The following is a 12,438-nucleotide window of genomic DNA, read 5'->3' on the forward strand; positions in this document are numbered from 1 at the left end:
TGGCAAGGAGCACATAATGACGACCAGATCGATGCGACGCCGGATCGCCGCGCTCGCGGCAGCCGCTGTCCTGCTCGCCGCTGCGGCCTGCACCGACAGCCCCGGCGACGCGGGCACGGTGAGGGTCGGGTTGTTGGTGTCGCTGTCGGGCACCTACACCACTGTCGGCGAGGACATGCAGCGCGGCTTCCGCCTCTACCTCGACACGCACGACGGCAAGCTCGGCGGCCGGAAGGTCGACCTCATCGTCGGCGACGAGGGCGACGGCCCAGCCACCGCCGTCCCCGCCGCGCAGAAACTCCTCGAACGCGACCGGGTCGTCGCGCTGACCGGCCTGGTCGGCGGAGCGACGGTCGACAAGGTGCAGACCCTCACCACCGCCAAGAAAATCCCCCTGGTCGGCGCGAACGCCCGGCCGGCGTTCGCCCCGGTCGGCGGGAAGGCCCGCGACCTCACCTACACGTGGCACACCTCCTACAACTCCGACGAGCCGGGCATCGCCATCGCCTCGCACATCAAGGCGCAGGTCGGCGACGGCGAGGTGTACGCGATCGGCCCGGACTACCAGGGCGGCTACGACGAACTGCGCGGCTTCACCGACACGTTCACCAAGCTCGGCGGGAAACTCGCCAACCCCGACGGCAAGACCGTGTTCACGCCGTTCCCCACGCGGAGAACTTCCTGCCGTACCTGAACAGGGCCGCGCAGGAAAAGCCCAAGGCTGTCTACACCTTCTACGCCGGCGCCGCCGCGGTCGCGTTCGTCAAGCAGTACGCCCAGTCCGACCTCAAGGACGTCCCCCTCTACGCGGCCGGGTTCCTCACCGAGGGGTCGGTGTTGACCGCGCAAGGCCCGGCAGCCACCGGGATCCGCAACGTCCTGAACTACTCGCCGACCCTGCCGAACCCCGCGAACCAGCAGTTCGTCGCCGCGTGGTCGGCCGCCGGGCACACCGGGCAGCCGACGACGTTCGCGATGGCCTCCTACGACGCCGCCGCGGTTCTCGACCGGGCACTGGCCGCGGTCGACGGCGACGTGACCGGTGAGGAGCTCAACAAGGCCATCGGCGAGGTGGGGCGGATCGTGAGCCCGCGCGGGGACTGGCAGTTCGAGCCCACCGAGCACCGGCCGGTGCAGCGCTGGTACCTGCGCGAGGTCAAGGCCGACGGGCCGGTGCTGTCCAACGTGCTCGTGCAGGACCTCACCACCCTGCCCGCCAGCTGAGCGCGACAGCCACATCGAGAGGGGTGCCGTGCGCGTGGACGCCTACCTGATACCCGCCGTCGACGGGATCGCCTACGGGCTGCTCCTGGCCATCGCCGCCGCCGGACTGACCGTCGCCTTCGGCGCGGGCGGGGTGCTCAACCTGGCGCACGGCACCCTGATCGCGGCCGGCGGCTACGTCGCCGCCGCCACCAGCTCCGGCACCTGGACCGGCCTCGTCCTCGCGGTCCTCGCCGCGACCGTTGCCGGTGCGGCCGGCGGCGGGGTGCTCGCCGCGGCGACCGCCGCCCTGCGCGGACGGGGGCATCTCGACCAGGCGCTGCTCACCTTCGGCCTCGCCCTGGCCGGCGGTGACCTGCTCACCACCGTCTACGGCCCCGACACCCTGCGACCCCGGCTGCCCGCCGTCCTGCAGGCCACCATCACCGTCGGCGGGCACCGCTACCCGGTCGACCGGCTCGCGGTCCTGGGCATCGCCGTCGTCGTCTGCGCCGCGGGGTACGTGCTGTTGCACCGCACCCGCGCCGGCCGGCTCATCCGCGCCACCGTCGACGACCGGGCCATGGTCGCCGGCATCGGTGTCAACCCCCGGCTGGTCGACGCGAGCGTCCTCGTCACCGCCGGGGCGCTGGCCGGGCTCGCCGGAGCGCTGTCCACGCCGATCCTCGGCGTCGGGCCGGGCACCGCCGACACCGTGCTGCTGCTGTCGCTGATCGTCGTGGTCTGCGGCCGGCTCGGCTCGGTGCCCGGCGCGGTCGCCGCCGCCCTCGCCGTCGGCGTCGTGCAGACCCTCGGCGTGACCAGCTTCCCGACGGTGGCCCCCTACCTGCTGATAGGCGCCATGGCCGCGGTGCTCCTCGCGCGTCGCACCAGCCTGCCCGCGCAGGCACGCCCGTGAACACCGCCACGCCGGGACCCACGGCGCCGTGGGTCAGCGCGCAGGCGGCGCGGTGGCGGTCGTGGGCGCCGGCCAGCCTCGCCGTCGCGGGTCTCTGCGCCGTCGCGGCGTCGGCAGATCCATACCTGCACGCCACCGCAGCCAGGATGCTGCCCCTCGCCGTGCTGGCAGCGAGTGTCGCCGTGGTGACCGGGCACGCCGGCCTGCCCACCCTCGCCCAAGTAGCCCCCTACGCCGCTGGCGCCTACACCACCGCCCGCCTCACCCTGGCCGGCGTCGACCTCGCGCTGCTGCACCTGATCGCCGCCGCCGCCGCCGGTGCGGCCCTGGCCGGGCTGCTCGGGGTGGTGCTGGTCCGCCACCGGGGCACCGTGGTGCTGATGCTCAGCCTCGCCGCCGCGGAGCTGACCGCCACCACCGCCGCGCAGTGGCGCAGCGTGAGCGGCGGCACCGACGGGCTCGCCGGCATCCCCGCACCTCGGCTGCTACCCGGCCTGCCGCCGCTGCTGGCCGACCGGGCGGTGCTGCTCTACGCCGCCGCGGTGGCAATCGCCGCCACCGCCGCGGCAGTGATCCTGCTCGGCGGGGACCGACGGATGCTGCTGGCGGCCGTGCGCGGCAACGAGGCACGCGCCGCCGCCAGCGGCCACCGCGTGTACGCCTACCTGTGGGCCGTGCACACCGGCGCCGGAGCGCTCGCCGGAACCGGCGGGGCGCTGCTGATCCACACCCACCGCTGGATCACCCCCGCCGACGTCGGGTTCACCACCGCAGCCCTCACCCTGCTCGCGGTGGTCATCGGCGGCGCGACCTCACTGCCCGGCGCCGCCGCCGGGGCGGTCGCGGTCCTCACCGTCCGCGATGTCGCCGCCGCCGACCTGCCCGGCCACGCGCCCCTGCTCCTGGGCGCCCTGTTCGTCGCCGCGGTGTACCTGCTGCCCGGCGGCCTGACGGCCCTGCCCCACCGTCTGCACCGTCAGCGGATCCTGCCCACCCGTCTGCGCCGTCAGCGCCACCAGGACCTGCCTGCGGGCAGCGGCGCGGCCCGACCCGCCGTCAGGAGCACACCGTGAGAACCGTCCACCGCGTCGACGTCGAGCCGGCCCCCTCCCAGCGCACTGCCACCGAGGTCGACCGCGCCCGCGGCAACGGCCTGGTCGCCACCGGCCTGCGCCACGCCTACCAGAGGCTGATCGTCCTGGACCTGGACACCTTCACCGTCGCCCCCGGCGACCGCCACGCGGTCATCGGCCCCAACGGCGCCGGGAAGTCCACCCTGCTCGACCTCCTCGCCGGCACCACCCGCGCGCAGACCGCGACGATCACCTACAACGGGCAGGTCATCACCCGGCGCAGCGGCGCCTGGCGGGCCCGGGCTGGCATCGGCCGCACCTTCCAACACCCCGCCGTCTACCCCGACCTCACCGTCCTGGACTGCGTGCGCATGGGCGGCTGGCACCACCGCCACCACCCCGACCGCACCCCCCTGGAAGTACTCGACCTCGTCGGCCTGATCGACCACGCCGACCATCCAGCCGCGGTCCTGTCCCACGGGCACCGCCGCATGCTCGACCTCGCCGTCGCCCTCGCCGGACAACCCCGCGTGCTGCTCCTCGACGAACCCGCCGCCGGCCTCACCGACACCGACACCGCGCGCCTGCTCGACATCCTGGGTGGGCTGCCGAGCTGGATGGCCGTGGTGCTCGTCGAGCACCACATGGACGTCGTCGCCGCACTGGCCACCTGGATCACCGTGCTGCACCACGGCAGCCGCCACACCGACGGCCCCGCCGACACCGTGCGCGCCGACCCCGCCGTCGCCGCCCTCTACCTCGGAGCGGGAGGCGACGATGCTGCGCACCGGTGACCTTACCGCCGGCTACCACCGCGACACCCCGGTCCTGCACGGCATCGACCTGGACCTCACCGCCGTCGCCGTGCACGCGATCGTCGGACCCAACGGCGCGGGAAAGACCACCCTGCTGCACACCCTCGCCGGGCACCTACGCCCCACCGCCGGGACGGTGCTCTGCGACGGCCGCGACGTCACCGGCTGGCGGCCCACCCACGCCGCCCGCACCGGTGTCGCCCTCGCCCCGCAGGGGAGGCGGCTATGGCCGTCGCTGACCGTCGCCGAGCACCTCACCGTCACCCGACCCGCCCGCCACCACCGCGGACCCGCCTTCGGCATTGACGAGGTGCTGAATCTGTTCCCCGCGCTCGCCGGGCGGCTGCACCACCGGGGCCATCAGCTCTCCGGCGGGGAACAACAGATGCTCACCATCGCCCGCGCGCTGCGCACCGCCCCCCGGCTGCTGCTCGCCGACGAGCCCACCGAAGGACTCGCCCCCACCGTGGCTGGTCAGGTAGCCGACGTGCTGCGGCAGCTACCCCAACGCGGTGTCACCGTGCTGGTCACCCTCCCGCACGTCCGCGCCGCCGCCGCGCTCGCCGACAGCGTGCACGTGCTGACCGCCGGACGGCTCGGCCAGCTCCTCGATGCGGGAAGCGGACAGGCCGAACGCCTGATCCGCGACCACCTCACCCTCACCAGCCCGCGCGCCGAATAGAGACAACATGCACACCCGCCAACCCATCCACCGCCTGATGCGGCACCGCGCCGCGCCACGCGTCGACGGCTACTCCGGCGGCGTCGACACCAGCAACCCGCTGCGACTGCTCGCACTCACGACAGCCCCGCGGCGCTGCGGCGCCGCCGCCGCGGGCGTCGCCGCAGTAGCCGCCACGCTGACTCTCGCCGGCATCTCGGCGCCGCCGAAGCTGCACATGCCAGCCCTGGTCGCCGCCGACAACAGCTGCGCGGTCCCGGAACCCGCACCATCTGCCGAGCTGGCCGCCACGGTCGCCGCGCCGTCGGCGACCGTCGTGGCGTACCCACGCGCGGCCCGACCTGTCCTGAACGCTCTGGCCCAGCGCATCACAGCGGACGCCTGCGACCCGGTCAGCGGCCGGTTCGACCTGGTGCGCCTGCGCGCCTGGCACCTCGACAAGGGTGGGCAGACGACGCGGGACATCGTGCGCTGGTATGACGACGACGACTCCGGCGCAGCCCTGACCAGCGAATACCCGGACCCGTGGCCGGGCGTCACGCACGACTTCTGGCCGCCCGGATGGCTCAGCGACCGCAACCTGTCGAAGGCGTTCACCAGCGGCGACTTCTTCCGCCACAACGCCGGTCTGCACACCAGCGACCTCGACGGCGACGGCGGACTCGTCACCGGTCTCGCCGCACTGGCCACCTGGCACAGCCCCGCACCATCAGGGCGGGCACTCGCCGTGACAGAACTGGCGTACACACCCGGGCTGGTCGCCTACCCCCGCACCGTCGACCGGGCCGGCCGCACCGGCATCGGCGTCGCCACCACCACCACCACCAACGGCGATGCCATCCAGCGGCACCTGCTGATCCTGCACCCGTCCACCGGACAGGTCCTGGCCTACGAGCGCGCCACCCGCACCCCCTCGGGCTGGCAGCCGTCGGCCTACCTGCTGTTGCTGACCCGTACCCACACCGAGCGCCGCTGGTGGGAACCACCCACCGCCGACGCCCTCGAGACGACGCAGCCGGCGAACCTGATGATGCCCCGCCGGCAGGGCCGCCACGTCGTCCACCCCGAGAAGCCCTGCACCCCCGAACCCCCAACCGCACAGTAAGGAACCGTCACATGACCGCCACCACCGCGGCGCAGCGCTACCAGTTCCGCAACACTCCCACCCAGCTGCACCCGCTGCAGGAGATGCTCGACCCGATCACCATCGACGACCTCAACCACGGCGGCATCACGCGCGGGCAGCACGTCCTCGACGTCGGTGCCGGAGCCGGCTCCATCGCTCGACACCTGTGCGACCTCGTCGGCCCCACCGGCAAGGTGATCGCCGTCGACCTCGACACCACCCTGCTGGCGCCCACCGGCGTCCTCGACGTCTACCAGCGCGACCTGCGCACCGAACCCCTACCCGTCGAGGCCGGCAGCGTCGACGTGGTTACCGCCCGCTGCGTGCTGGAGCACCTGCCCAACCGCCAGCTCCTGCTCGAGCAGATGATCACCGCGCTGCGCCCCGGCGGCCGAATCGTCCTCGGCGAGATCGTCTACGCCCGCACCACCGTCCCGCACGCCCCGACCGGCGGCGACGCCGAGCTGATCGTGCGGATCGTGCACGGCATCCTCGACGTCCTCGCCGACCGCGGCGTCGACCTGCACTGGGGCGAGAAAACCCCCACCCTGCTGCTCAACGCCGGCCTCGAGCAGGTCCACACCCGCTGGCTCGCGCAGACCTGGACAGGCGGCAGCCCCGGCTGCCGCCTGTACGCCGACAACGCCCGACAACTGCGCGACCAGCTCCTCAAGGCCGATTTCGTCGCCAGCGACCTGGACCGGTTCGCCGAGCTGATGGCCGACCCGACCGTGGTGGTACGCGGCTACGAGTTCGCCTGCACCACCGCCCGCAAACCCCGCTGACCTCACCGGACCGGGCGGCGGCACGCCCGGCCCGCGAACCCGCCCACCGCACGGCCTCGTCAGCCGTCAGCGGCGGGCGAGCCGGTCAACCGCCCGCAAGGGGAGGGCGGGAAGCCGGCGTGGCCGGCGGCGGCGCATCCCCCGTTCGCCGCCGCCGGCCATCTCCCAGCCCCACCAAGGAGAAGGGACGCCATGCGCTGCACGCTTCCGCCCGCCCGCAACGCCGCGCCAGCAGCTCGCGCCGGTGCCGTGGGCAGCGGCGGGGACAATCAGGCCATCACCGCGGCGCAGGGACGCGGCGAACAGGGACCCGACCGCGGCCTCGTGCCCAGGGACTGCCCCCAAGCCGCCTACAACCGCCTGTCGTGCCGCCACCGCGGTCCACGCCCCGACCCGGGGCAGCGGCGGCGCGTGAGGCGGGCATCCGCGCGGTGACAGCAATCGTGCCACGGCAGGAGTTGATCGTGCGGGCCGAGGATCTCGTCGCCGCTGGAGACCTCGGGGCGGTCGCGGCGCTGCTGCGGCCCGCGCTGGCGCAGGTCCGCGCCAACGCGGTCCCCGCGGCAGCCGTGGACACCGCGGTCCTCTACGCCCACGCCCTCACCGGCACCGGCCACCCCACCGCCGCAGCCGACTGGGCCGGCTGGGCGCACACCCGCAGCCGCCACCACCACGGCCCCGAGCACCCGACGACGGTACGCGCGCTCGGCGTCCTCGCCGCAGCGCTACTCGCCTGCGGGCGTTCCCGCCCCGCTGCCGCCTGCTACCGCGACCTGACCGCCGCCCTCACCTCCGTCGACGGCCCGAGCAGCCCTCGCACGCTCGCCGCCCGCGCCGACCTCGCCACCGCCCTGCACCACGCCGGGACCTGCGCCACCGCCCACGGCGAACTCACCGACGCCTGGCGCACCCGCCGCACCCAGGCCGGCGACAACGATCACCTGACGATCCGGATGCTCACCCGCCTGGCCGGGATGTACCGCGACTGCGCCGAACCCCACCTCGCCACCCACCACTACCGGCAAGCCCTGCACCTGGCCAGCGCTCACCCCGACCCGCTGCGCCAGCAGGTGCAGCATGCAGCGACCCGGCCACCCCGCCACGACCACGCGGCCGTCTGCACCTACCAACCCCCGTCAAGACGTGCGGCGTCGAACCCACGCCCCATCAGTTGACTTTGCCTGGCCCGAGGACCCCTCCGACATGCCGTTTCCCCGCAAGTACCCGCAAGAACTGATCGACGCCGCCGTCACCCGCGTCCACCAGCAGCGCGCGGCCGGCAGCCACCGCGCCGTCACCGCCGTCGCCCAAGAACTGAACCTGCACCGCCGGCTCGTGCAGCAGTGGGTCACCAACTCCCGCCCCACGACCACCACCACGATCGACACGGCGACCGAAGAACGAGTTGCAAGCGACGCCCCTGACGCACCGGCGCTACCCCTGGGCCTCCTGTGGTGCCGAATCTGCCGCCGGCCCATGACCGCCGTGCTCACCGCCGGTGAAGAGGTGGCTTACGAGTGCCCACCCGATTGCCCCCGCCCGGCCCTGCCCGCCGCGCGGATCGTCGAGGTGATCGGTCGCGCCGTGCTACGCCACGCACCGCACATCGTGCCCGCCACGGTCGCGCATCCACACAGCCCGCAGACGGCCGCTGCCTGCGCCGGCAGGATCATCAGCCGCGTCACCGCCGGATGCCACCCCGCCGACCTGCGCATAACCTGGCGTCCCGTCGTCAGCAGCACCGCGCCGCTCACCGAACACCTCGACCTCGCCCGCGCACTCGCGACCAAGAACCCCGCCCACGCCCGCGAACTCCTGCACGCCGCGCTCTGCGCCGTCGACCTCACCACCGCACCGGCTGACCTGGCACACGCCGACGCCGCGCACCTGCACGCCGAGGTGCTCATCCGCCTCGGTCACCCCACTGCGGCGATCCGCTGGGCCGCCTACGCCCACCAGGCCCACACGCACCTGCAAGGCCCCACCGCCGCCGTGACGCTGGCCGTCCTGCACACCCTCGCCGCCGCTCACCGGCTCGCCGGTCACCACCAGAGGGCCTACCACCTGTACCGCCACCTCGCCGAGCAACTTGCGGCCACCGCCGGCCCTCACGCCCACCCCACCCTCGCCACCCAAGCCAGCCTCGCTGTCGTCCTGCACGACCTCGGTCACTGCACTCCCGCCCGCACCCTGCTCGCCGACACCATCACCGCCCACCGCCGTGCCCACCCGGGGCACCCGGCGACGGCCCGAATGATTAGCCACCTCGAGCGGATGTGGCAGGACTGCGCCGCACGCAACCACGTGCACGCGCTCCAGGACCGCTGACAGCCCCAGCGGGCCACGAGGTGGACGTGGTGCTGGTGCCGGTGGGCGGCTGGGCTCTCCTCGGGCGTGGCGACGGCGGTGCGGGCGCTGCGGCCGGAGGCGACGGTGATCGGCGTGGAGCCGGAACTGGCCGCCGATGCCCGGGACTCCCTCGCCGCCGGGTCGGTGGTGGTGTGGGGTGAGGAGCGGACCTACCAGACGATGGCCGACGGGTTGCGCCTGCCGCCGTCGGAGCTGACGCTCGCCCACCTGTCCGCCCGGCTCGACCGCATCGTCACGGTCACCGAGGAGGAGATCCGCGCCGCGATGGGCCGGCTGGTCCGCGATGCTCGGCTGGTCGTCGAGCCGAGCGCCGCGGTGGCGGTGGCCGCCCGGCTGTTCCGGTCCGCCGAGATTCCCACCGGGCGTACGGTCGCGGTGGTCACCGGCGGCAACGTCGACCCGGGCGTGCTGGCGTCGGTCCTGCTCGACGAGTGTTAACACCCGGCGCTGCCGGGTGTACCGGTCGTCGTCGTGGTGGCTGGCAGCGGACTGCGCCCGCCGGTCGAAGTCGGTGCGGGCGGTCGAGCTGGTGGGGTTCTTCGCGGCGGCCGACTGAATACGGGCTTTGGCGTCCTGGGTCATCGGGGCCTTCTTCGCCGTGCCCTCAATGGTCCGCCCGGTCGGTCTCCGGACGGGACTGCTCAAGGCGGTCGCGTTCGCTCGATGGGTAGGGTGTCGGCCATGGTCGATGCCACTGGGCGCTTCACACCACGCGAAGTCGTCGAGGCGCACCTCATCGGGGTGTCCCTGCCCGCCGCCGCGAACCCCTCGTTCGACCGGGTCGCCGGCGCGCTGGACTGGCTTCTGGAGCAACTCGACCTCAACCCACGAGCCGTGCGGGGCTACCTGCTTAGAGGCCACGGTCTCTACGGTCGCGTACGCATCGATGTCTACCGCCTCGACCAGAAGACCATGATCGTCACCGGTGAAGAAGACCTCGCCGCCGCCGTGCGGCGGCTGTTGCCCTGCCGAGGTTGGTGGCAGCGGTTGCTGTCCACTCCCGGCAGGCCAGCCGAGACGCTGAGCCCCTGGCTGCCCAACCGCATTCTCAACGCCCTGCTGCGTGAGCAGCTCACTACCGTCGAGCAGCTCGCCGCGGTTCCAGACGCCGCGCTGCTCACCATCCGCGGCCTCGGCGCGTCGTCGGTGCAACCGATCCGTGAGGCGATCACCGCAGCGGCCGGACCCGTCGCCAACAAGCACGGTTGGCCGCTGCTGTCGCTGGCTTACGAGCAGCAACGCGAGCTGATGGCCCTGCTAAGCATTCTCACCGATCACGCCCGCGCCCTCGACGACCAGGACACCGCCGACCGCGCGCAGGAGTTCCTCACCCACACCCTCAACGTCGCGGCCCGCGCCTACGCCCGTCGCCCTGGCCAGGCGGTGGGCTCCCCGTGAAGACCCGGGTGGCCCCTGCCCCGTGTGGGTACGCCGCCGGGGTTTTGACCTTCCGCTCGGACCGCGCGGGCGCGGCAGCGCTGAAAATGGGTGAGCCCGCGCTGGACCCGAGGCGGCGTGCACCCCGGCACCGTCTGGTGGCCCGAAGGACGCCCCGGTAGTTTCAGCGGTTGACGACCTTCACTGTCTCCGATTGGGAGCGTCCGCCACGTGTCGCACATCGAGAAGATCGCCGGTGAATTCCGCGCGCTGATGGCAGGCGTGGAGCGTGCGAGGGGACTCGCAGCCGCCGCGGACAGCCAGGCGCAGGAGGTGACAGCACGAGCCGCGGCCGCGGGCTTCGCCGCAGTGGCTGCGGGCATGACCCGGGTGCGGACGGCGATCACCGGAATCCAGGGCGGCCTGGGTGGCCTCGCCGGGTCGTTCGGTGAGGCGGCGAAGGCAACCGCGGCGGTGCCCCGCGAGGCCACCGCACAGGAGACGATCGCCGCGCTGACCCCCGTAGTGAGCGCGACTGACAGCGCCCGTGACGCAACCACGGGTGCCATCGCCCAGGTAGGCGAGGCGCAGCAGCTCGTTGCCATGGTCCTGCAGGGCGGGCAGCCCGGGCCGCTGCTGCAGGCATTGGAGAGCGTGAAGCAGGTCTTGGTGCTGGTCGCTCAACGCGCCGGTGCTGCGCGGCAGTTCGCCGAAGCGGCGATCGCCGAGGCGCGACAGTTGGGGTCCTCGGGAAACTGACGGGGGCTGGCGGTCCCGCACCGGCCAGCCCTACCCCTCACGGCGACGCTGTTGAAACACCGACATCGTGGCGCAGGAAACCTACCGGTGTCCTGGGCGGATCGCCGACGGGACCGCGGACCATGGTCTCCCGCAACCAGAAGTCCGTGGTGGCGCAACGGTCGGTCCAGCTGGAGAACGAGTGCGCCGACACGGTTGCCGACAAGGGTTACCGCCTCCACCAGAACCCCACCAAGCAGGAAGTCGCAAACGCCCGTGCCAACACGGGCGATACGGGAGACCCGGACAAGAACCCTGACTATCTGATCGAAGGCCACGTCTTCGATTGCTATTCTCCGACCGCGTCCAAGCCCGTGCGGGGCATCTGGAGCGAGGTCTCCCACAAGGTCGGCGAGCAGCAAACGCAGCGGGTGGTGCTCAACCTCCAGGACTGGCGTGGAGACCTCGTAGCCCTGCGCAAGCAGTTCGATGACTGGCCCATACCAGGGCTGACCGAGCTGGTGGCGGTGACGACGAGCCGTGAGATCGTGCAGATCGTACGCCGGGCCTGAAGGAGGCAGCGCACATGGCTATCGAATTCCGACTGACCCTGGCGGGCGACATCCCGCTGGACCAGGTGGCGGAGATCGCCGCTCCTGAGGCCACCGAGAAGCCGGCACTTCCCGGTCATACGCGGCTGTTCAGCGCTGACCTCTACGAGCAGTGCGGGTACGCGGTCAGCATCACCGCGGGCACCCACGGCTACTACGACGCCGAAGACGACGACGGTTCCCGCTGGGAGTGGGAACCAGACACCCACGTCAACGTCGGCTTCCGCATGCGCGCCGACGACATGGGCGACAAGGGGATCCCGACCATGCTCGCGACCGTGGCCCGTGTGCTGCGCGGTCGGCCCGAGGACGCCGCACTGGTGCAGGACGGCAACTGGCTGCTGGTGACGCGCGTCGCAGGAATCGTGCGTAAGCACAACGTGGCCCTGTGGTACGACGAGACCTTCGACGGCATCCTTCCTGGCGGGTGAGGCAACCAAGCATCACCGCAGCTATCGACTTCCACCCGTGACCTGCGGTGCCTGAGGACGTGCCACACCCGATGGTGCGAAGGCGGCCTCGCATCCGGCTCCGGCTGCGTTAGCGTGGCGCTCTCTCTTGTGGCCGGTGGCTGGTGGCCGATGCGGGACAGGACGACGACTTCGCCCGACGGCTTGGCGGGCAAGATCAACGGTCGGGCCACCAGATGATGAGCCCACCGACTGGCGAGCGGAGCGATCAAGAATTCTGTCCACGACGTGGCTGGCGGTTCCGCCAACGCACCCACTGCGGCGCGTCG

At 72.7% G+C, this 12,438-nt stretch carries 14 protein-coding genes and 1 pseudogene; all 15 read left to right on the forward strand.

Annotated elements, in window-relative coordinates:
- Positions 1 to 16: 16 nt before the first annotated feature.
- The 15 genes and pseudogenes from AB0H28_RS25490 to AB0H28_RS25560 all read left to right on the forward strand — a co-directional run bounded on the left by AB0H28_RS25490 (position 17) and on the right by AB0H28_RS25560 (position 12,130).
- A complete protein-coding gene (locus tag AB0H28_RS25490; RefSeq protein ID WP_358045034.1) occupies positions 17 to 694 on the forward strand; it encodes an ABC transporter substrate-binding protein in 678 nt (225 codons plus the stop codon).
- Complete coding sequence (locus tag AB0H28_RS25495; RefSeq protein ID WP_358045180.1) at positions 691 to 1,224, forward strand: ABC transporter substrate-binding protein; 534 nt, start codon at positions 691 to 693, stop codon at positions 1,222 to 1,224. The genes AB0H28_RS25490 and AB0H28_RS25495 overlap by 4 nt, the downstream gene beginning before the upstream one ends.
- A 34-nt stretch (positions 1,225 to 1,258) precedes the next feature.
- Positions 1,259 to 2,122, forward strand: a complete 864-nt coding sequence (locus AB0H28_RS25500) for a branched-chain amino acid ABC transporter permease (protein WP_358045037.1) — start codon at positions 1,259 to 1,261, stop codon at positions 2,120 to 2,122.
- Positions 2,119 to 3,195 carry a hypothetical protein gene (locus AB0H28_RS25505; RefSeq protein WP_358045040.1) on the forward strand — a complete coding sequence of 359 codons (1,077 nt, stop codon included), beginning with the start codon at positions 2,119 to 2,121 and terminating at the stop codon, positions 3,193 to 3,195. The genes AB0H28_RS25500 and AB0H28_RS25505 overlap by 4 nt, the downstream gene beginning before the upstream one ends.
- The gene (locus AB0H28_RS25510; RefSeq protein ID WP_358045043.1) at positions 3,192 to 3,989 is read left to right on the forward strand and encodes an ATP-binding cassette domain-containing protein; all 798 of its coding nucleotides are present in this window, start codon (positions 3,192 to 3,194) and stop codon (positions 3,987 to 3,989) included. Before AB0H28_RS25505 ends, AB0H28_RS25510 begins: the two co-directional genes overlap by 4 nt.
- Positions 3,973 to 4,692: an ATP-binding cassette domain-containing protein gene (locus AB0H28_RS25515; RefSeq protein ID WP_358045046.1), complete on the forward strand. Its 720-nt coding sequence runs from the start codon at positions 3,973 to 3,975 to the stop codon at positions 4,690 to 4,692. Before AB0H28_RS25510 ends, AB0H28_RS25515 begins: the two co-directional genes overlap by 17 nt.
- Positions 4,693 to 4,729: 37 nt before the next feature.
- On the forward strand, positions 4,730 to 5,797 hold the full coding sequence (locus AB0H28_RS25520; protein WP_358045049.1) for a hypothetical protein: 1,068 nt from the start codon (positions 4,730 to 4,732) through the stop codon (positions 5,795 to 5,797).
- An 11-nt stretch (positions 5,798 to 5,808) separates the two neighbouring features.
- A complete protein-coding gene (locus tag AB0H28_RS25525) occupies positions 5,809 to 6,603 on the forward strand; it encodes a methyltransferase domain-containing protein (protein ID WP_358045052.1) in 795 nt (264 codons plus the stop codon).
- Positions 6,604 to 7,034: 431 nt separating this feature from the next.
- Positions 7,035 to 7,778, forward strand: coding sequence for a hypothetical protein (locus AB0H28_RS25530; RefSeq protein ID WP_358045054.1), 744 nt, complete (start codon positions 7,035 to 7,037; stop codon positions 7,776 to 7,778).
- A 28-nt stretch (positions 7,779 to 7,806) separates the two neighbouring features.
- A complete protein-coding gene (locus AB0H28_RS25535) occupies positions 7,807 to 8,931 on the forward strand; it encodes a hypothetical protein (RefSeq protein ID WP_358045056.1) in 1,125 nt (374 codons plus the stop codon).
- Positions 8,932 to 8,948: 17 nt separating this feature from the next.
- Positions 8,949 to 9,411, forward strand: a pseudogene (locus tag AB0H28_RS25540) (pyridoxal-phosphate dependent enzyme); the annotation flags it as partial.
- A 243-nt stretch (positions 9,412 to 9,654) separates the two neighbouring features.
- A complete protein-coding gene (locus tag AB0H28_RS25545) occupies positions 9,655 to 10,371 on the forward strand; it encodes a DNA-directed RNA polymerase subunit alpha C-terminal domain-containing protein (protein WP_358045059.1) in 717 nt (238 codons plus the stop codon).
- 210 nt (positions 10,372 to 10,581) lie between these two features.
- The gene (locus tag AB0H28_RS25550) at positions 10,582 to 11,109 is read left to right on the forward strand and encodes a DUF6244 family protein (protein ID WP_358045062.1); all 528 of its coding nucleotides are present in this window, start codon (positions 10,582 to 10,584) and stop codon (positions 11,107 to 11,109) included.
- Between the two features lie 149 nt (positions 11,110 to 11,258).
- On the forward strand, positions 11,259 to 11,660 hold the full coding sequence (locus AB0H28_RS25555) for a hypothetical protein (RefSeq protein ID WP_358045183.1): 402 nt from the start codon (positions 11,259 to 11,261) through the stop codon (positions 11,658 to 11,660).
- Positions 11,661 to 11,674: 14 nt separating this feature from the next.
- Positions 11,675 to 12,130, forward strand: a complete 456-nt coding sequence (locus tag AB0H28_RS25560; RefSeq protein ID WP_358045065.1) for a SitI3 family protein — start codon at positions 11,675 to 11,677, stop codon at positions 12,128 to 12,130.
- Positions 12,131 to 12,438: the final 308 nt, after the last annotated feature.

Source organism: Micromonospora sp. NPDC050980, assembly GCF_040653835.1.
Classification (GTDB): Bacteria; Actinomycetota; Actinomycetes; order Mycobacteriales; family Micromonosporaceae; genus Micromonospora.